This window comes from Brevundimonas pishanensis (genome assembly GCF_022750635.1).
Lineage (GTDB): Bacteria > Pseudomonadota > Alphaproteobacteria > Caulobacterales > Caulobacteraceae > Brevundimonas > Brevundimonas pishanensis.
Map to the genome: position 1 here is coordinate 561,726 of NZ_JAJKBG010000001.1, position 19,895 is coordinate 581,620.

The following is a 19,895-nucleotide window of genomic DNA, read 5'->3' on the forward strand; positions in this document are numbered from 1 at the left end:
GTGTCGCTTGCCGTTCCTTGTCAACCGAAGGCGCGTACAGTGGATATTTATCTGCCGATCGCCGAAGTCTCGGTGAACTGGCCGCTCCTGATGTTGTTGGGAGCGACGGTTGGCTTTGTCTCGGGCCTGTTCGGCATTGGCGGCGGGTTCCTGATGGCCCCGATTCTCGTCTTCATGGGTATCCCGCCTACGGTGGCTGTCGCCAGTCAGGCCAGCCATGTCGTGGCCTCCTCCACCTCCGGCGTTATCCGCTATTCAATGATGAAGGGCGTGGATTACCGCATCGGTACCCTGATGGCTGTCGGCGGGGCCTTGGGTGCTGTGCTGGGCGTGGAGCTGTTCCGGTATCTTCGACTGTTGGGACAGGCCGATCTGGTTGTCGCTGTCTCCTATCTTATCTTCCTCGGTTCCATCGGCTCGATGATGGTTTTCGAGAGCCTGACCAAGATTCTTCAGCGCGTGCGGGGCGAAACACCACCCCGCAAGGACCGCCGCCGTCCGATGTGGCTGTATGGACTGCCCCTGCGCATGCGTTTCCCGCGCTCGGGCCTATACATTAGTGCCATCCCGCCATTCGGACTGGGTGTGTTTGCCGGTATCCTGTCGGCTATTATGGGTGTGGGGGGCGGGTTCATCCTCGTTCCGGCCATGCTCTATGTGCTGCGCATGCGGGCCAGCGTCGTGGTCGGCACCAGCCTGTTCCAGATCATCATCACCACGGCGATCACCACCATCCTGCAGGCAGGCCGCAACCAGACGGTCGATATCGTGCTGTCGATGATCCTGCTGCTTGGCGGGGTTGTCGGGGCGCAATACGGAGCGCGTCTGTCCGGGCGCTTCCGCGCCGAGGAGATGCGCGCGGCGCTGGGCTTTATCGTCCTTCTGGTGGGTATCCAGATGGGTCTGGAGCTGTTTGTCCGCCCCAGTGAGTTGTTCCTGATGGCACCGGGGATCGGGGACTAATGTTTCAAGATATCCCGCCCGAACCCGCTGCTGTGGTGCAAACCGTTCCCGCGCCCCCGCCGCCCGAGCAGAGCATCAATACCGCCCGCGAAGTCCGTGTCGCAGCCGCGCTGACAGATGCGCAGATCAAGGTCGATACACGCTTCAGCGGCGCGTCCATCGTCCTTTACGGGGCCGTGTTCAATCCGACCGAGACGCCTACGGACGTGGTTCTTGTCGTTCGTGGGCCGAACGAGACTGTGCGTCTGGTCAAAAAGACCCGGCACAACGGTGTCTGGCTCAACAGCCGTCCGGTCGTGTTTGAAGGCGCGCCGGGCTTTTACATGACGGCTTCGACGAGGCCTTTGGCCGACATTGCCGAGTTTGGCCAGTTGCGCCGTCTTGGCGTCGGTCTGGACCACCTGCGCATCAATGCCCCCGAAGAGGCGACGACTGTCACCCGCTATGGCGTGCGCGATGTTGTTATCAGCCGTCTGGGCGAGGATTATCTGGATTGGCGCCGTGCGGTGATCCGCCTGAAGGAATCTGCAGGCCTGTATAAGAGCAATCCTAAGGGCGTACGCTTTGTCGATCGCGGCCTGTTCCGTGCCGAGGTCGAACTGCCCGCGACGGCCCCGACGGGCATCTATTATGCCGAGGTCTGGCTGTTCCAGCAGGGTGCTCCGATTTCGGTGTCTAATATGACGCTGACGGTCGAGAAGGTGGGGCTGGAGCGCCGCATCTATCAGTTCGCCCATCGCCAGCCTTGGCTATACGGCATACTCTGCGTGCTGATTGCAGCGGGTATCGGCTATCTCGCCTCCCGTATTTTCCGGAACCGCTGAGCCCCTTCTCAAGTAAAGAGCGCCCGCGGCGCGAGCGGTAGAAGGCATCTCTCATATTAGAGAGCGCCCGCGGCGCGAGCGGTAGAAGGCCCCTCTCATAAAGAGAGCGCCCGCGACGCGAACGGTAGAAAAATAAAAAAAGGGCGACCCGACGGGCCGCCCTTTTCCTTGTTCACCTTTCGGCGTCTCTTAGGCGGCTTCAGCCGACTTCGAGAACTTGCCGTAGAAGGTCTCGCCAGCGGCAGCCATGTCGCGCAGCAGTTGCGGCACTTCGAAGCGCGGGCCGTAGGCAGCAGCCAGACGGTCAGCAGTTTCGACGAACTTGGCCAGACCGATCTGGTCGATGAAGGTGATCGGACCACCTGACCAAGGCGCGAAGCCCCAGCCGAGGATGGCACCGAGGTCGCCTTCACGCGGATCGTCGATCACGCCCTCAGCCCAGCAGCGTGCCACTTCGACAGCTTGACGGTACAGCAGGCGGGTCTTGATCTCTTCGATAGTGTCGAAAGCTTCGGCGCTTTCGTTGAAGCCTTCGGTCTTGGTGGTCGGAGCCAGTTCGGCCAGACCCGGCCAGATGACCTTCGGCTTCTGGTCGTAGTCGTAGAAGCCCTTGCCGTTCTTGCGGCCGTAGCGACCACCTTCAACCATGGTCGAGACGATCTTCTCGCCTGCGGTCGGGACATAGGCGTCGCCCAGGTCTTCCTTGGTTTGCTTGGTGATTTTGTACGACAGGTCCAGAGCGACATCGTCGTGCATTTCCAGCGGACCACGCGGCATGCCGGTGGCACGGCCGATGTTGTCGATGGCGACCGGCGAGTAGCCTTCTTCCAGCAGCGCCATGCCTTCCATCAGGTAGGTGGAGAAGCAACGCGAGGTGTAGAAGCCGCGGCTGTCGTTGACGACGATCGGGGTCTTCTTGATCTTCAGGACGTAGTCCAGAGCCTTGGCCAGAGCCTCGTCGCTGGTCTTTTCAGCCATGATGATCTCGACCAGCATCATCTTGTCGACCGGCGAGAAGAAGTGGATGCCGATGAAGTCTTCCGGACGAACCGAAGCTTCGGCCAAGCCCGTGATCGGGAGGGTCGAGGTGTTCGAACCGAAGATCGCGCCCTTCTCAAGTTGGGCTTCGGCGTTCTTGGTGACGGTGGCCTTGATCTCGCGGTTTTCGAACACGGCCTCGATCACCAGGTCCGAACCCTTGATCAGGTCGTAGTCGGTGGTCGGGGTGATCAGGGCGAGGATGCCGTCAGCCTTCTCCTGGGTCATGTGACCGCGCGAGACGCGCTTCTGGATCAGGTCAACAGCGTATTGTTTACCCTTCTCGGCGGCTTCCTGATTGGTGTCGATCAGGATGGTTTCGATACCGGCCATGGCTTGGACGTAGGCGATGCCTGCACCCATCATGCCGGCGCCGATGACCGTGACCTTCTTCGGGTCCGACTTCGGAATTCCAGCCGGGCGAACCGCGCCCTTGTCCAGCTCCTGCTTCGAAAGGAACAGCGAGCGGATCATGGCCTGAGCCTGCGGGGTCATCAGGGTCTTGATGAAATAGCGGGTCTCGATACGCAGACCGGCATCCATCGGAACCTGAACGCCCTCATAGACGGCCTTCATCATGTTCAGAACGGCCGGATAGTTGCCGTACGAGTTCTTGCGCAGGATGGCGTTGCCCATGATGAACACCTGGGCACCGGCCGGATGGTAAGGACCGCCGCCCGGCAGTTTGAACTTGGGTTCATCCCACGGTTGGACAGCCTTGCCGCCGTTCTTGATCCAGGTCTTGGCCGCTTCGACCGACTGGCCGATTTCAACGACTTCGTGGACGACGCCAGCCGACTTGGCGTCGTTCGGACGCCACGACTTGCCTTCGGCCATCTGCATCAGAGCGGTCTGGACGCCGATCAGGCGGGTCAGACGCTGGGTGCCGCCGCCGCCCGGGAACAGGCCGACCTTGATTTCCGGCAGACCCAGTTGGATCTTCGGATTGTTCTCGACCACGCGGTAGTGGCAGGCGAGGGTGAACTCGAGGCCACCGCCCAGAGCCAGGCCATTGATGGCGGCTGCCACCGGCTTGCCGCAGGTTTCCAGTGCACGGAAGGCACCGTTCAGAGCCCAACCCGCGTCAAACGCCGATTGCAGGTCGCCAGCGCCCGACAACATGCCCGAAGCCATGTCGCCAAGGTCGGCACCGGCGCAGAAGCCCGATTGTTTGCCCGAGGTGATAACCACGCCCTTGATGGCGTCATCCGACTGAATCTTCTCGACCAGTTGCGGGATCTCTTTGATCACAGCACCGGTCAGGGTGTTCATCGAACGGTTCGGAACGTCGAAGGCAACAACGGCAATACCGTCGGCATCGATTTCGATCTTGAAGTTTTCCATCGTCATTCGCTCCTAGATCAGACGCGTTCGATCACGGTGGCGGTACCCATGCCGCCGCCGATGCACAGAGTGGCCAGAGCCGTCGACTTGTCCGAGCGTTCCAGCTCGTCCAGCACGGTGCCGAGGATCATGGCACCGGTGGCACCCAGCGGGTGACCCATGGCGATAGCGCCGCCGCAGACGTTGATCTTGTCGTGCGGGATGTCGAGGGCTTGCATGTAGCGCAGGACCACAGCGGCAAAGGCTTCGTTCAGTTCATAGAGGTCGATGTCGGCAACGGACATGCCCAGCTTGCCCAGCAGCTTGTGGGTCACCGGTTCCGGACCGGTCAGCATGATCGACGGTTCCGAACCGATCGATGCACCGCCGAGAATCTTGGCGCGCGGCTTGAGGCCGAGGGCTTCGCCCATTTCCTTCGAACCGATCAGGATGCCGGCAGCACCGTCAACGATGCCCGAGGAGTTGCCCGGGGTGTGAACGTGGTTCACGCCGGCGACTTCAGGGTAGCGTTGGTTGATCACCGCGTCGAAGCCCATGGTGCCCATCATGGTGAAAGACGGGTTCAGACCACCGAGGGTCTGCATGGTGGTGTTCGGACGGATAGTTTCGTCGCGGTCCAGACGGGTCAGACCCAGCTGGTCCTTCACGGCGACGACCGACTTGGCAAAGCGTTTCTCTTCCCAAGAACGGGCGGCGCGCTTGTGCGATTCAACTGAATAGGCGTCCACGTCGTCGCGGCTGATGCCGTATTTCGAGGCGATCATGTCTGCGGACACGCCCTGCGGCACGAAGTAGGACGGGAAGGCTGCCGACGGATCGGTCGGCCATGCGCCGCCGTCCGAGCCCATGGGCACGCGGCTCATGGCTTCGACGCCACCGCCGATGGCCATGCCGGCTTCACCCGACTTCACCTTGGCAGCCGCAACGTTCACAGCTTCCAGGCCCGAGGCGCAGAAGCGGTTCAGTTGGAAGCCGGCGGTTTCTTGCGAGTAGCCAGCAGCCAGAACGGCCGTGCGGGCAATACAGGAGCCTTGCTCGCCAACCGGCGACACCACGCCCATGACAACATCGTCGACCTTGGAGGTGTCGAGGTTGTTGCGGTCACGCAGGGCTTCCAGCACCTGCGAAGCCAGGCTCAGCGCGGTGATTTCGTGAAGGCTGCCGTCTTTCTTGCCCTTGCCGCGCGGGGTCCGCACGGCGTCGTAGATATAGGCCTCGGCCATCTGGTGCGTCTCTCTTTTATGTTCGTGTTCCCAACCACCCGAAGACAGATGGGGATACGGTTATCGTTCTGCGACCCGCGAGCGCTGCTTTGGGGCAGACGAAGGTCGAGAAGCTCGGCCCTAGAAAACCGACGTTTACGTCAACGTCAAGTAACAAGGCGCGTGAGAGACATAAGATGGCGGCGTCATAGTGACAATAGTGTCGATATGACGTCTTGCATTAGGGTTTAGCGCGACAGGCGGACCAGCTTGCCGTTGTCCTCGTCGGTAATGACCCAGACCGCACCATCGGCACCCACCGCGACATCACGGATACGCTCGCCAAGGCCGGTCAGCAGGCGCTCTTCACCGACCACGCGATTGTTCTCGAGGACGAGCCGAACAAGATGCTTGCCGCCCAGACCGCCGATCAGGGCATTGCCCTTCCACTCTGGGAACATATTGCCTTCATAGAATGTCATCCCGCCCGGCGCGATGACCGGATCCCAGTAATAGACCGGCTGGACCGTACCTTCGGCGGTCGCGTTCATGCCTGGAATGGGCTGGCCGTTATATTCGATGCCATATCCTGCAATCGGCCAGCCATAGTTGCTGCCCGCTTCGATCAGGTTCAGCTCATCGCCGCCGCGCGTACCGTGCTCAATCGTCCAGACCGCGCCGGTGCCGGGCTGGATCGCGATGCCCTGCGGGTTGCGGTGGCCATAGGTGAAGTTCTGCGCAAGGGCACCGTCGCGACCGACGAAAGGGTTGTCCTGCGGCACGCTTCCGTCCGCGTTGATGCGGACGACCTTGCCGTGGTGGGTGCCGAGGTTCTGGGCGTCGGGGCGTTTCGGCTTGTCCGAACGCTCGCCGATGGTGATGTACAGTTTGCCGTCCGGCGCAAAGGCCAGCGACGAGCCATAGTGTTTGTCGCCGTCATAGGTCTGGGCGACCTCGAAGATGACCTGAAGGTTTTCCAGCTTGGTATTGTCGTCCGACAGGCGGGCGCGGGCGACGGCGGTGCCGTTACCGCCCTGGCGCGGCTGGGCGAAGGAGAAGTAAACCAGACGGTCCTGCGCGAAGCTCGGGCTGAGGATGACATCCAGCAGACCGCCTTGTCCTTTGGCATCAACGGCAGGAACTCCCGAGATAGGCGCACCGATCTGGCCTTCATTGCTGACGATCCGCAGGCGGCCGGGCTTTTCTGTCACCAGCCAGTTGCCGTCCGGCAGGAGTACCAGCCCCCAAGGCTTTTCAAGACCGGAGGCCACAACATTGTGGGTCATGGTCCCTTGCGTCGCGACGCCGGGCGCGCGCGTCTGGCCCTCAAAGGCGGGCACCTGATCGGGATTATTGGGTGCGCGTGTTTCGACGGGCGCGCCTGCCTGGGACGAGGTTTGTCCAGTCGCGCCGCATGCAGCGGTCATGGCGATGGCCGAGGTGGCTGCAAAAAGCAAAAGGGGGCGCATGGTCATTCTCTTTCGAAGGCGCGGTCCGACAAGCTGCGGCGCGATAAGGTGACGATTGTTATGCGAATAAGGTCGATGAGTTTAAGCAATTTCTGCGTTTAACCGCTTGAACCAAATCGTGCTGGGGGATATAGGCACCGCTCTCGCGACGGAAGACAACTGTCCCTCTCGTCGCAGAGCCAGCACGGCTCTGGGTGGCAACACCCAAGGTGTGGAATGGTTGGGTAGCTCAGATGGTTAGAGCGGTGGATTCATAACCCACAGGTCGGCGGTTCGATCCCGCCTCCAACCACCACCTCCTTTTACGGAAATGTCGGCTCATCAAAAAAGGCTCCCGACCCAGTCGGGAGCCTTTTTGCTGTTCTAGAAGCCGATCGAGCCGATGGCGCCGAGATGCTCGAGCAGGATTTTGGCTCCAAGCAGAACCAGTGCGGCACCGCCGATGATCTCTGCGGCGCGACCAAGCTTGGTGCCTGCGAACTTGCCGATAAGAAGGCCGAGCGTGGCCAGCCCGAAAGTCGTCACCCCGATAGCTGCCGCGATGATCCAGATGTTGGCACCGAGGAAGGCCAGACCGATGCCCACGGCACCAGCGTCAATGGAGGTGCCAACGGCTGTGGCGATCAGGGTGAAAAGACCGCGACGGCTTGGCGCTTCCTCTTCGGCGTCTTCACTGGGGTCGCGGGTGAGGCCCTCATAGAGCATTTTACCGCCGACAATGCTCAGCAAGCCAAAGGCGATCCAGTGATCGATGGCTTCAACGAGGCCTGCGGCCACGATGCCGATCGCAAACCCGATGAGCGGGGTCAGAGCTTCGATAATGCCGAAAACCAGACCTTGGCGAAGCGCCTGTGGCACTGAAGGCCGGTGTTGGGCCCCCCGGCCGATGGCAGCGGCAAACGCATCGGCAGACATACTCACTGCCAGCACAACAATGGCGATAGGCGACATCATACTTGAAATCTCAGAGCCGGACGCGTGACAGCACACCACGGGCGCAGGCCGGCTCGGCCCCCGAGGATGTGCTGGTCTCGCTAGGCGGTCAAAAAAACCGCTGATCGCGCCATGTCCGAAGACAAGTGTGTTGACGCGAACCCGACTGAGGGATGTCGGCAGCTACTCCCCAACGGGGCGCTGTCTAGACGTTTGCAACTTGTCGATCAAGGGCATCAGACCACTGGCGTAGGCGACAACCGATCCCATCTGTGATAGATGCCCGCCCTTATCCCCCTTACGCCGTAGGATTTTTTGGCCGTGAGCATCACGCTGGACCTCTCGCGCACTGTCGCTTCAAAAGCCCCCGTCAACCTTTCCGGTTTGACGCGTGAGGGTCTGCGTCAGGCGCTGATCGACGGCGAAATCTGCCCGCCGGAAAAGGCCAAGATGCGCGCGACGCAGGTTTGGCGCTGGATCCACCACTATGGTGTGACCGACTTCGCCCAGATGAGCGATATCGCCAAGGAAACCCGCGCCGCCATGGCCGAGGCCTTTGTGCTGGATCGCCCTGAAGTAGTAGAGCGTCTGGTTTCCAAGGACGGCACCCGCAAATGGCTCATCCGCATGGGGCCGGGCATCGAGGTGGAAACCGTCTATATCCCTGACGTGGGCCGTGCGGGCGCTCTGTGCGTCTCGTCGCAGGTCGGCTGTACCCTGAACTGCACCTTCTGCCACACCGGCACGCAAAAGCTGGTGCGCAACCTGACGGCTGCCGAGATCGTGGCTCAGGTTCAGGTGGCGCGTGACGACCTTGAAGAGTGGCCGTCGCCGAAGGAAGACCGTCGCCTGTCCAACATCGTCTTCATGGGCATGGGCGAGCCGCTCTATAACCTCGACAATGTCTCGGACGCGATCGACATCATCTCGGACGGCGAAGGCATCGCCATCTCGCGTCGCCGCATCACCGTTTCGACCTCGGGCGTGGTTCCGAAGATTCCGGAACTGGGCGAGCGTACCGGCACCATGCTGGCCATCAGCCTGCACGCCACCAACGATCCGCTGCGCGACAAGCTGGTGCCTCTGAACAAGAAGTATCCGCTGGAACAGCTGATGGAAGCCATCCGCGCCTATCCGGGTCTGGGTAACTCCAAGCGCGTGACCTTCGAGTATGTGATGCTGAAAGGCGTCAACGACAGCCCCGACGAAGCCCGCGCCCTGTGCAAGCTGATCTCGGGCATTCCGGCCAAGATCAACCTGATCCCGTTCAACCCGTGGCCGGGAACCGACTATGAATGCTCGGACTGGAAGGCGATTGAAACCTTCGCGGCTATACTGAACCGCGCAGGCTATGCCTCGCCGATCCGCACCCCGCGCGGTCGCGACATCCTCGCCGCCTGTGGTCAGCTGAAGTCGGAATCCGAGAAGAAGCGCGCCAGTGCCGTTCGTGCCGAACAGCAGACCGCCGAGGCATCCGACGCAGCCTAAGGCTGTTTGTAGCCGACCTTCCAGATAATCCACCCCGCAACGCCGCCTGGTATCAGCAGCGGCGTTACGGGGAAGCTCTGCGGCATGGCAGCTATGCCTCCGAGAACGCTGAGCATGCCTCCCGCTGCGGGCAGGCTTTGCGGCCCGCTGAGCTCCAGGCGGTGCAGCCCGTGCCACGCCGGTATGCCTATAAGAGTGATGCCGACCGTAAAGGCTAGCCAGTGCCGAAGTCGCGGCCCAGCGCCGTTCCGATGAAAAGGGCTAATCCGCAACAAGTCGTTGCAAGAATTGGGGTTCAAGCTTGCATGACGGTGCTTGTCGAAACGACTTAAGGCAGGCAAGGCATTCTAACAGGTTTATAACCGCACTTGTTTAGAGGACCGTCGTAGAACAGATGGAAACGTCAAACGTCGCAGGCGTGCTTTCGAGCCCGGAGGTTCAGGCCTTCGCCAACGGCTTCCCTGTGATGATGCTGCATCTGGTCATTACGCTGGGCCTGCTGGTTGCGGCGGCGACGGTCTATGCCCTGCTGACCCCGTGGCGCGAAGTGCACCTGATCCGTCAGGGGAATGCCGCAGCGGCTACGGGATTTGGTGCCGTTCTGCTCAGTCTCGCGATACCGCTTGCTGTCTCGCTGTCGGTATCCGACTCCATCCGCGACATCGTGATCTGGGGCGTGGCGACCATGGTGTTGCAGCTTCTGGTCTTCCGCGTAGTTGACCTGATGCTGACGGGCCTGCCCCAGCGTATCGAACGCGGAGAGGTTTCCGCCGCCATCGTGCTGGCGGGTGCCAAGCTGGCAACGTCGCTGGTCATTGCGGCGTCACTGACGGGCTAAGACGACAAACATGCGTCTCCCCCTTCCGGACTGGCTCATCTACTGCTCGGTCATCGGGGTCATCCTGATCGCCTCCCTGAGCCGTGGGGAAAAGGCCAATGTTCCCGCAACGGACAGCGTGCCGCCCGAAGAAGCAGGCGCAGAACTTTTGGGCCCGATCACGCCCTTCGATCCATCGGTTGTTGTCGAAGCCGGTGACAGCGATAATCGCCCGCAGATGGGCACCGCATTTTCCATCGCCGACGACGGACGCTGGATCACAGCGCGCCACGTGGTCGAAGGCTGCCGCCAGCCTGCGTTGATCATCGACAAGCAAAGGGCGCTGGCCGCTGATGTGCGTCTGGCGGCCAAGACGGATGTGGCGCTGTTGCTCACGGACGGCGGGCCGCCGGCCCTGCCGCTTGCAGGGGACGAGCCGCTTTATAAGGGGCAGCGCGCCTTCCACCCCGGCTTCCCCCAGGGCAAGGCTGGCGAGGTGGCATCGCGCCTTATCGGTCGCGAAACGCTGAAGGTGCGCGGTCGCCATAACTATGACGAGCCGGTGCTGGCGTGGGCCGAGTCCGGCCGGACGAACGGACTGGACGGCACACTGTCAGGGCTGTCCGGCGCGCCGGTTATGGACCGCCGCGGGCGCGTGCTGGGTGTGACGATTGCAGAGTCGCCGCGTCGGGGCCGTATCTATACGACCGCCCCCAGTAGCTTTGTCGCCGCCGTTGGCTCGCACCGAAGCCGCGATGCCGAGGGACTGGGACAGGTGGTGACGACCCGCAATTACGGAGCCGTCTCCGACCAGTTGAGGCGCGACCTGCGCGTGGCACAGGTCGTCTGCCTCGCAGTCTGATCCCTAGTTCAGCGTGGCGCTGTCCAGGTTCAGGTCCTTGGCGTCGATGACCTCGACGTTGGGGTATTTGGCGCGAAGATCATCGAGGAACATCGATGCATCGCCCACCACCACCACATTGGCGCGGTCCGTCGGCAGCTTCTCGGCAAAGGCGGCCTGAATTTCTTCGGGCGTTACCGCCTTCACGCGGTCGGCGTAGACGGCCAGTTCGCTAAGCGGCAGGTCATAGGCCGCCAGTTCGGCGACCAGAGAACCCAGACCCGAAACGCTTTCGATCGAACGGCCAAAGCCGCCGATCATGATGGCGCGGCGCGGGGACAGTTCGGTCTCTGCGGCAGGCGACTGGCTCATCTTGCCGATCTCTTCCAGCAGCAGTTCGACGACCTCGTCGGCAGACTCGTTCTTGGTCTGGGTCGAGGCGGTGAACAGGCCCGCCTGCGCCATGGCACCGACGCCCGAGCGGGCACCATACGACAGGCCGCGTTTGACGCGGATTTCGTTGTTCAGGCGCGACGAATAGCTGCCGCCCAGCAGGGTATTGCCCAGCGAGAGCGGGAAGTAAGCGTCGTCGGTACGGGCAATGCTGCGCGAGGAGATCGATACAGCGGCCTGACCGGCACCCGGAAGGTTCACGACGACAACGCGCGGCGCGGCGGTTGTGGCCGGAATGCTTGGTGCATAGGCAGGCGGCACGGTGGTCCCGCGCCAGTCACCAAAGGCCTTTTCAGCCAGTTCGCGGGCCTGCTGCGGGGTGATATCGCCCGAGAAGGTCAATATGGCCTGGTCCGGACGGATGAAGCTGGCGTGATAGGCCTTCAGGTCGTCGGTGGTTAGAGCCGTGACTGTGCGTTCGGTGCTGAGATTGCCATACGGGCTGTCACCGAAGTTAAGACGGGTCGTCGCCATAGCGGCCAGCGAGCCCGGTTGGCTCAAGGCCACCTTCAGGCTGTCCAGCGTCTGGCTGCGTTGGCGCTCCAGTTCTTCGGTCGAGAAGGCGGGTTTACGCACGATCTCGCTCAGCAGGTCCATGGTCTGGCCGAACACATTGCTCGGGCTGCTGGCATAGACGTTGAACTGGTCGCGGCCTGCGCCTGCGCCGATGTTGGCACCCAGTTGTTCGATCTGGGTAGCGATTTCCGGCGCGCCAAGGCGCTCGGTGCCTTGGGTGAGCATGTTGGCGGTCATGGAGGCGACGCCCGACTTGCCTTGCGGATCGTAGGCCGAGCCAGCCTTGAACGTCAGGCGGGCCGAGACCAGCGGAAGCTGGTTATTCTGGGCCACCAGAACGCGCACGCCATTCTCCAGACGGAAGTCGGCAATGGCCGGAGTGGCAGGGCTGACTTCGGAACCCGGTTGCGGGATCGGAGTGCGCTGACCTTCCGGCTTGGTCACCGATGGCGTGCCCATAGGCGCTAGGTCCGCAACCTTGACCGGCGATTCCATATTCACCGTCTGGGCGGTGGTCGGATTGGCGTCGGTCGAGGCCAGATAGCGCAGGGTAATCTGGCTCTGCGGTGTCAGGTATTGGCGGGCCACGCGCTGAATGTCGGCAGCTGTGACCTTCTGGATTTCAGCGACTTCGTTGTCGGCGCTTGCGGCATCGCCCGTCTTGATTAGCGCCCAGCCCAGCACGTCGGCGCGGCCTTGTGCGCCCTCGCGTTCCGAAAGGGCCGAGGCGATCAGTTCGTTCTTGGCTTCGGTCAGTTCGGCAGCGGTTACCGGCTCGTCGCGAACGCGGGCGATTTCGCGCTCAAGCAGGGTCTTGCCTTCGTCCAGCGAGCGGCCCGGCGACATCATCGCATAGGCCATCAGCGTACCGGCTTCCTTCATGAAGTCGGGGCTGGAGGAAGCGCTGTTGGCGGCCTGGGCTTCGTACACAAGGGCGCGGTGCAGGCGGCTGCTCTCGCCCGTAGACAGGATGCCATCGAGCACCGACAGAGCTGCCTTGTCCGGATGGTTTGCAGGCACTGTGTGCCAGCCGATCAGGACGGTCTCCAGCGGCACGTTCGGCGCATAGAAGGTGTGGTCTTCCGGGGCCGTGACCTTGGGCTCGTTGACGGGGCGAACCGGAATGGCGGTGGACGGATTCTTCAGTGGAGCGAAGTACTGGTCCACCCAGCCGTTCAGTTGCGCTTCGTTGAAATTGCCATCGACGATCAGGAACGCATTGTCCGGACGATAATAGGTACGGTGGAAACGCAGCACGTCTTCCAGCGAGGCCGATTCCAGTTCCTCGATCGAGCCGATCACGCCGCGGCGGTACGGGTGCTCTTTGAAGAAGGTGGCAGGCGCGAACAGGGCGAACAGACGGCCATAGGGGTTGGACAGCACGCTCTGGCGGTATTCTTCCTTCACCACGTCGCGCTCGGAGGCGAAGTTGGCTTCGTCCACTACCAGCGTACCCATGCGGTCCGCTTCGGCGAACAGGATGCGCTCCAGATGGTTGGCGGGAACCATCTCGTGATAGGCAGTCACGTCTTCGGCGGTGAAGGCGTTATTATAGCCGCCGACGTCTTCGGTCAGGCGGTCGAAGGTTTCGTTCGGGACGTTCTCGGTCGCCTTGAACATCAGGTGTTCAAACAGGTGGGCAAAGCCCGAGCGGCCCGACGGATCATCCTTGCCGCCCACGCGGTACCAGACCTGAACGGCGACATTGGCCGAGGTCGGGTCATTGCGGGTGTAGACGTCCATGCCGTTGGCCAGCTTGCGGTGCTGATAGCCCAGCGGCGGGACGGTGACGGTTGAAGGGGCCTGCGCCGCGGCGGTTGCCGCCACAGGGGCGGCGAGAGCGGGGGCCGCTGCGCAAAGGGCAAGCGCAGAAACGGCGGCGCAGAAAATCTGGCGGGTCTTCATGGACCACTCCGGTTACGAACAGTGTTGCCCGCACTTAACGTCCGTAGACCGGATACGGCACCTTACAGTCTTGTAATCTTTTCAACCGAGAGGTGTTTAGTTGTTGAACACACGCACGACGATGTTGCCGTCCGTGTCCAGCCATGCCCGTTTCATGCCCTGACTGTTGAAGGGATCGGCGATATGGCCTTTGCGATCCAAGGCAATCAGACCGCCGTCCCCGCCCATCTGGCCAATGCGGTCGATGGTTGCCTGTGCGGCTTGCTGCAAAGGTTGTCCTGCCCCCACGGCGAGGGCGGTTCGCGCCGCTGCTGCGACGCGGATGAAATACTCGCCCTGACCCGTGCACGAGACGGCCGCCTCGCCATCGGCCCACGTGCCCGCGGCAGGAATGGGCGTGTCCCCGACGCGCCCCGGCATCTTTCCGAAGACGCCGGCGGTCGAAGTGGCAGCGGCAAGGCGGCCTTGATTATCAAGCACGCAGACCCCGACTGTACCGTGGCTGAGCGTGCCGGGGGGATGGTTGTCCTCGCCATGGCCTGCACGGGTGAACCAGCTCTCCGGATCGGTCACCGGCTCGAGGTTCTGTGCTTTTGCAAAGCGGGCGGCTCCGTCACCGGCCAGCATCACATGCGGCGTCTTGTCCATCACCGCTCGTGCCGCGACGACAGGATTGCGGAAGCCTTGAAGCACCGCAACGGCACCGGCCTTCTGCGTCTCGCCATCCATGATACTGGCGTCCAGTTCGTACTCGCCATCCAGATTGGGCGAAGCCCCTCGTCCGGCGACATATAGGCCGCTGTCTTCCAGCATGACGACCGTTTCAACCGCGATGTCCAGCGCCGGGGCTCCGGCCTCTAGCCTTGCCTTCATCGCTTCGACCACTTCGCGCATATGCACGACCTCGCGGTCATAGTTGCGATCACGGCGCGCACCTGCGCCCCCGTGCAGGATCAAGGCAGGACGGACCATGGAAGCTCCTAAAACAGTGTTAGCCCTCTAGGCAGGGGCCTATCGCGTGCATTAGCGTCGGCATTATGTCGGCACCACGCCGGAGGGGAGCAAAGTACATCCATGCGCGCTGTTTTGTCCAAGTCGCCAGGCGGGCCCGAAACGCTAGTTGTAGAAGATGTGATGGACCCGACGCCGGCCAAGGGGCAGGTGATCATCGAGGTCAAGGCGGTCGGCATCAACTATCCCGACGCCCTGATTATCGAAGACAAATACCAGTTCAAACCCGAGCGGCCGTTCTCGCCGGGAGCCGAGGTCGCAGGGGTCGTCGACGCTGTCGGCGAGGGCGTGAAAAACGTGCGACGCGGTGATCGCGTGATTGCTGTACCGGGCTGGGGCGGTCTGGCCGAGCGCGTGGCGATCAAGGCGGATCAGTTGATCCCCATCCCAGACGGGATGGATTTCGAGACGGCCGCTGCCTTCATCATGACCTATGGCACCTCCTATTATGCCCTCAAGGATCGCGCCAATCTGAAGGCTGGCGAGACCTTGTTGGTGCTGGGCGCTGCGGGCGGCGTCGGTGCCGCGGCTGTCGAACTGGGCAAGGCCATGGGCGCGCGCGTCGTGGCCGCCGCATCGACAAACGACAAGGTCGAGTTTGCGCTGGAACGAGGTGCCGATAACGGACTGATCTATCCCTCGGGCCCGATGGACAAGGCGGCCCAAAAGGAACTGGCGGGCGAGTTCAAACTGGCTACGGGTCGTGACGGTGCCGACGTTGTCTATGATCCGGTCGGCGGCGACTATGCGGAGCCAGCGCTGCGGGCGATGGACTGGAACGGTCGCTATCTGGTGGTCGGCTTCCCGTCGGGCATTCCTGCACTGCCGCTGAACCTCACCCTTCTGAAATCGGTTTCGGTCGTCGGCGTGTTCTGGGGTGCAGCCGTCATGCGTGATCCGGCAGGCCACGCGGCAAACATGCGTGACCTCATGGCCTTCTATGCCGAGGGAAAGATCAAACCGCGCATCTCCAAGACCTTCCCGCTGGAGAAGGCGGCCGACGCGATCAAAGCTCTCAGCGATCGTACCGCCATGGGCAAGATCGTGGTGGTGACCGAGGACTAGGCTTCGGCCTCGTCGTCGTCGGGGGTGTTTCTCAAGCCCTCGAGGGTGCGCTTGGCCTTGTCGTAATGCCTGTCCTGGATGCTGGCCCCGAAAGTGGCCAGCACCGCCGCCAGTACCGCAGCGTCGTCGCTGAAGCCTACGACGGCGAAGATGTCCGGAATGGCATCGACCGGCATGACGAAATAGGCCAGCGCTCCCAGCAACACAGCCTTGGCCCGGAACGGGGTCTCGGGATCCTGTGTGGCGTAAAAGGCAGCGATGGCCTGTTTGGCAAACGGCACCTTGGAGGCGACACGGCGCATCGTCGGCCAGAAATCGCGTTTGACGCGCATGGTATTCGTTTTATGGACCACGGGCACAAGAGCCTTTTCGGGGTGAATGGCATCGATTGGAGATGCTGCTTTGGTTTTTGCGGTCATCACCGCTAAATCCCTCCCACACGCACTGGGTTCAGATTTTTTATATAGGAACGGTTTCCATGAAACTCGATGGTTCTATTGCAGCAGTTGTCACCGGCGGCGCGTCGGGTCTAGGTGAAGGCACTGCACGCGCGCTGGCAGCCAAGGGCGTAAAGGTCGCTATCTTCGATCTGAACGAAGAAAAGGGCGAGGCGATTGCTGCTGAAATCGGCGGCGTGTTCTGCAAGGTCGACGTGACCTCGGACGAGAGCGTCGATGCCGGTTTCGCCAAGGCTCGCGCGGCTCACGGCCAGGAGCGCCTGACCGTTAACTGCGCCGGTATTGCCACCGGCCAGAAGACCGTCTCGCGCAAGAAGGACACCGGCGAGATCCGCGCCCACGACATGGCTCAGTTCGAGCGTACCGTGACCATCAACCTGTTCGGCACCTTCCGCGTCCTGTCCAAGTCGGCTGCCGGCATGGTCACCAATGAACCGGGCGTTGACGGCGAGCGCGGCCTGATCATCAACACCGCTTCGGTTGCGGCACAAGACGGCCAGATCGGCCAAGCCGCTTATTCGGCCTCCAAGGGCGGCGTTTATGCCATGACCCTGCCAGTCGCCCGTGACCTGATGAGCGAAGGCGTTCGCGTCAACACCATCCTGCCGGGTATCATGTGGACCCCGATGATGGCGGGCATGGACCAAAAGGTTCAAGACGCGCTGGCAGCCATGATCCCGTTCCCGAAACGCCTCGGCACCCCGCAGGACTATGCAAACCTCGCCCTGCACCTGGCCGAGAACACCTACATCAATGGTGAATGCATTCGTCTGGACGGCGCTATCCGTCTGGCGCCGCGTTAATTTCACGAAGAAAATTCCGCGATCTCAAAAAAACGGTTGCGGAGCGAAGGGGAGGGGGCTAAACGCCTCCTCCTCGACGTCGGGCAGCACTGTTGCCCATCGGATGCGGGCGTAGCTCAGGGGTAGAGCATAACCTTGCCAAGGTTAGGGTCGGGCGTTCGAATCGCCTCGCCCGCTCCAGTCGGGATACCCACGAAAAGGGGTCTGACCTAACGGTCGGGCCCCTTTCGCGTATCTGGCCTTGGCCGGACCGACGGCATTCAAAAAATTTCGAAAACTCTATGATTTCAGCTTTTTGACCGTTGCATTCGGTCAGAGGTTTGGCTATTTACCGCCTCCTCGACGTCGGGCAGCACTGTTGCCCATCGGATGCGGGCGTAGCTCAGGGGTAGAGCATAACCTTGCCAAGGTTAGGGTCGGGCGTTCGAATCGCCTCGCCCGCTCCAGTCGGGATACCCACGAAAAGGGGTCTGACCTATCGGTCAGGCCCCTTTCGCGTATCTGGCCAGCTTTCACTTGACCGGGGCGTCGATTGAGCACCAAAGCTTGGCAGTCTTTATCTGTCCGGATGGTGCTCGTGTCCTTCTATTCCTTGTCCGAAGAAGAACGTATCCAACTCACCGAGGCGGCTATTCGCGACGGTGGTACGCTCCGGTCTCGATGGGAGGCTCTGGCCGACGGCGAAGCCAAGCCGTGGACGGCGCGCTCCGCCCGTGCCGCGAACTTCTGGGTCCCGTGGAGAGTGTTCTTGATGTCGGCTGCGGCACCATGGGTCTTGAACCCCTGCTGCAGACGCAGCGCTATGTGCCTTCGGATGTTGTGGCCCGCGACGAGCGCACCATCGTTCGCGACTACAACCGCGAAGGCCCGCCGCCTGTGCAGGTCGAGGCCGTGGCTGTTCTGGGCGTGCTGGAATATCTGCTCGATCCCGAAGGTTTCATGCGCCAGCTTCAGGCCGACAAGGCGGTGGTGACTTATTGCACGACCGATTCACCCTCGCCGCTGGAGCCGCGCCGAAGCCATGCGTGGGTCAACGACATGGACACGGCCACCGTCGAGCAGATGTTCGCCCGTGCTGGGTGGACGATCCGTTCTGACGAGCAGTTGGACGGGGCGCAGCGCATCTGGCTGCTGACCCGCACCTGAGCCCATTAAGCGTCCGCTGGACGGAGATTCTCCTCTCGCAGGCCGCTGGCATGTGAATTTTGCCGCTGATGGGTCACACCTGCGCTTTGCATTGGTCTAAACGTGCGCCCATATGATCAGCAGCGGTTGACCCAAAGTCAGGGTCTGCCTAAGCCCCAACTGAATGCGCCCGTTTGTCTGGGCGCGCCCTTAGAAGTTCAGAGGAACCCATGGCCGAAGCTTACGACGTCGTCATTATCGGGGCAGGCCCCGGTGGCTATAATGCCGCGATCCGTGCTGGCCAGTTGGGCCTCAAGGCGGCCATCGTCGAAAAGAACCCGACTCTGGGCGGCACCTGCCTGAACGTCGGCTGCATGCCGACAAAGGCTCTGCTGCACTCATCGGAGCTGTTCGAGCAGGCCAACAATGAGTTCGCCCACATCGGCATCGAAGTGAAGCCGAAGCTGAACCTTGGCCAAATGCACAAGTCCAAGGACGACAGCGTCGAAGCCCTGACCAAGGGCATCGAGTTCCTGATGAAGAAGAACAAGGTCACGGTCGTTCGTGGCTACGGCAAGATCGCAGGCCAAGGTAAGGTCGAGGTCGAGGCTGCCGACGGTTCGAAACAGGTTCTCGAAACCAAGAACATCCTGATTGCTACCGGCTCGGAGCCGACCCCGCTGCCGGGCGTCGCTTTCGAACAAGGCAAGATCATCGACTCGACGGGCGCTCTGTTCCTGCCGAAGGTTCCGAAGCACATGATCGTCATCGGTGCTGGCGTGATCGGTCTGGAACTGGGCTCGGTCTGGCGTCGTCTGGGTGCTGAAGTCACCGTCGTGGAATACCTCGACAAGGTTGGCGCAGGCATGGACGCTGAAGTCGCAACCGCCTTCCAGCGCGGTCTGGCCAAGCAAGGCCTGAACTTCAAGATGTCGACCAAGGTCACCGGCGCCAAGACCTCGAAAGACGGTGTTGAACTGACCGTTGAGCCGGCTGCTGGTGGTGCTGCTGAAACCATCAAGGGTGACGTGGTTCTGGTGGCTATCGGCCGCCGTCCGTTCACCGAAGGCCTCGGCCTCGAAACCGTTGGCGTCACGCCTGACCAACGCGGCTTCATCGCCAACGACCACTTCAAGGTGGCTGAGGGCGTCTGGGTTATCGGTGACGTGACCCACGGCCCGATGCTGGCCCACAAGGCTGAAGAAGACGCCGTCGCTGCCATCGAACTGATGGTCGGTAAGGCTGGCCACGTGGACTATGCACTGGTCCCGTCGGTCATCTACACCACGCCTGAAGTGGCATGGGTCGGTAAGACCGAAGAAGCTCTGAAGGCCGAAGGCGTGAACTATAAGAAGGGCAAGTTCCCGTTCGCCGCCAACAGCCGCGCCAAGATCAACCACGAGACCGAAGGCTTCGTGAAGGTTCTGGCCGATGCTGCAACCGACAAGGTTCTGGGCGTGCACATCTTTGGCCCGCAAGCTGGCGAGCTGATCGGTGAAGCCTGCATGACCATGGCGTTCGGTGGTGCTTCGGAAGACATCGCTCGCACCTGCCACCCGCACCCGACCCGTTCGGAAGCCGTTCGCCAAGCCGCCATGGGCGTCGAAGGCTGGACGATGCAGGCATAACTTTCTTAGTCG

The 19,895-nt window shown here is 61.9% G+C and carries 16 protein-coding genes, 3 tRNA genes and 1 riboswitch; of the genes, 12 read left to right on the forward strand and 7 right to left on the reverse strand.

All coding sequences use genetic code 11. The features are described 5' to 3' along the window. The first annotated feature begins 39 nt into the window (after positions 1–39). Complete coding sequence (locus tag LOX95_RS02695) at positions 40–963, forward strand: sulfite exporter TauE/SafE family protein (protein ID WP_242912849.1); 924 nt, start codon at positions 40–42, stop codon at positions 961–963. Next, positions 963–1,787, forward strand: a complete 825-nt coding sequence (locus LOX95_RS02700) for a TIGR02186 family protein (protein WP_242912851.1) — start codon at positions 963–965, stop codon at positions 1,785–1,787. The genes LOX95_RS02695 and LOX95_RS02700 overlap by 1 nt, the downstream gene beginning before the upstream one ends. A 189-nt stretch (positions 1,788–1,976) precedes the next feature. On the opposite strand, the gene LOX95_RS02705 is transcribed toward LOX95_RS02700, so the two are convergent. The 3 genes from LOX95_RS02705 to LOX95_RS02715 all read right to left on the reverse strand — a co-directional run bounded on the left by LOX95_RS02705 (position 1,977) and on the right by LOX95_RS02715 (position 6,840). Next, complete coding sequence (locus LOX95_RS02705; RefSeq protein WP_242912852.1) at positions 1,977–4,169, reverse strand: 3-hydroxyacyl-CoA dehydrogenase NAD-binding domain-containing protein; 2,193 nt, start codon at positions 4,167–4,169, stop codon at positions 1,977–1,979. Between the two features lie 17 nt (positions 4,170–4,186). Next, the gene (locus tag LOX95_RS02710; protein ID WP_242912853.1) at positions 4,187–5,392 is read right to left on the reverse strand and encodes an acetyl-CoA C-acetyltransferase; all 1,206 of its coding nucleotides are present in this window, start codon (positions 5,390–5,392) and stop codon (positions 4,187–4,189) included. 227 nt (positions 5,393–5,619) lie between these two features. Then, positions 5,620–6,840 (reverse strand): PQQ-dependent sugar dehydrogenase, encoded by a 1,221-nt coding sequence (locus tag LOX95_RS02715; RefSeq protein ID WP_242913098.1) that lies wholly within the window; start codon positions 6,838–6,840, stop codon positions 5,620–5,622. A 218-nt stretch (positions 6,841–7,058) separates the two neighbouring features. On the opposite strand from LOX95_RS02715, the gene LOX95_RS02720 reads away from it, so the two are divergent. Further along, positions 7,059–7,135 (forward strand) — tRNA-Met (locus LOX95_RS02720). Between the two features lie 68 nt (positions 7,136–7,203). Here LOX95_RS02720 and LOX95_RS02725 read toward each other — a convergent pair. After that, positions 7,204–7,794, reverse strand: coding sequence for a manganese efflux pump MntP (locus LOX95_RS02725; protein ID WP_242912854.1), 591 nt, complete (start codon positions 7,792–7,794; stop codon positions 7,204–7,206). Positions 7,795–7,807: 13 nt separating this feature from the next. Continuing rightward, positions 7,808–7,972: riboswitch (yybP-ykoY riboswitch) on the reverse strand. A 122-nt stretch (positions 7,973–8,094) separates the two neighbouring features. Between LOX95_RS02725 and rlmN the strand changes: the two genes are divergently transcribed. The 3 genes from rlmN (at position 8,095) to LOX95_RS02740 (ending at position 10,940) form a co-directional block, all read left to right on the forward strand. Beyond that, entirely contained in the window at positions 8,095–9,261 is a 1,167-nt protein-coding gene (gene rlmN / locus LOX95_RS02730; RefSeq protein ID WP_242912855.1) for a dual-specificity RNA methyltransferase RlmN, read from the forward strand. A 394-nt stretch (positions 9,262–9,655) separates the two neighbouring features. Next, complete coding sequence (locus LOX95_RS02735; protein WP_242912857.1) at positions 9,656–10,099, forward strand: DUF350 domain-containing protein; 444 nt, start codon at positions 9,656–9,658, stop codon at positions 10,097–10,099. Between the two features lie 10 nt (positions 10,100–10,109). Continuing rightward, positions 10,110–10,940: a S1 family peptidase gene (locus tag LOX95_RS02740; protein ID WP_242912858.1), complete on the forward strand. Its 831-nt coding sequence runs from the start codon at positions 10,110–10,112 to the stop codon at positions 10,938–10,940. A 3-nt stretch (positions 10,941–10,943) separates the two neighbouring features. On the opposite strand, the gene LOX95_RS02745 is transcribed toward LOX95_RS02740, so the two are convergent. Beyond that, positions 10,944–13,793 carry a M16 family metallopeptidase gene (locus LOX95_RS02745; protein WP_242912860.1) on the reverse strand — a complete coding sequence of 950 codons (2,850 nt, stop codon included), beginning with the start codon at positions 13,791–13,793 and terminating at the stop codon, positions 10,944–10,946. A 96-nt stretch (positions 13,794–13,889) separates the two neighbouring features. Next, entirely contained in the window at positions 13,890–14,765 is an 876-nt protein-coding gene (locus LOX95_RS02750) for an isoaspartyl peptidase/L-asparaginase family protein (protein ID WP_242912862.1), read from the reverse strand. 102 nt (positions 14,766–14,867) lie between these two features. Between LOX95_RS02750 and LOX95_RS02755 the strand changes: the two genes are divergently transcribed. Then, entirely contained in the window at positions 14,868–15,869 is a 1,002-nt protein-coding gene (locus LOX95_RS02755) for an NADPH:quinone oxidoreductase family protein (RefSeq protein WP_242912864.1), read from the forward strand. On the opposite strand, the gene LOX95_RS02760 is transcribed toward LOX95_RS02755, so the two are convergent. Continuing rightward, entirely contained in the window at positions 15,866–16,201 is a 336-nt protein-coding gene (locus LOX95_RS02760) for a YkvA family protein (RefSeq protein WP_242912866.1), read from the reverse strand. The two genes, LOX95_RS02755 and LOX95_RS02760, sit on opposite strands and share 4 nt — an antisense overlap. A gap of 146 nt (positions 16,202–16,347) precedes the next feature. On the opposite strand from LOX95_RS02760, the gene LOX95_RS02765 reads away from it, so the two are divergent. The 5 genes from LOX95_RS02765 (at position 16,348) to lpdA (ending at position 19,883) form a co-directional block, all read left to right on the forward strand. Continuing rightward, positions 16,348–17,130: an SDR family oxidoreductase gene (locus tag LOX95_RS02765; RefSeq protein ID WP_242912867.1), complete on the forward strand. Its 783-nt coding sequence runs from the start codon at positions 16,348–16,350 to the stop codon at positions 17,128–17,130. Between the two features lie 105 nt (positions 17,131–17,235). Continuing rightward, positions 17,236–17,310 (forward strand) — tRNA-Gly (locus LOX95_RS02770). Between the two features lie 191 nt (positions 17,311–17,501). After that, positions 17,502–17,576: transfer RNA gene (locus tag LOX95_RS02775), tRNA-Gly, on the forward strand. A 289-nt stretch (positions 17,577–17,865) separates the two neighbouring features. Then, positions 17,866–18,276: a class I SAM-dependent methyltransferase gene (locus tag LOX95_RS02780; RefSeq protein ID WP_242912869.1), complete on the forward strand. Its 411-nt coding sequence runs from the start codon at positions 17,866–17,868 to the stop codon at positions 18,274–18,276. A 209-nt stretch (positions 18,277–18,485) separates the two neighbouring features. Next, complete coding sequence (gene lpdA / locus LOX95_RS02785) at positions 18,486–19,883, forward strand: dihydrolipoyl dehydrogenase (RefSeq protein ID WP_242912870.1); 1,398 nt, start codon at positions 18,486–18,488, stop codon at positions 19,881–19,883. Positions 19,884–19,895 lie beyond the last annotated feature (12 nt).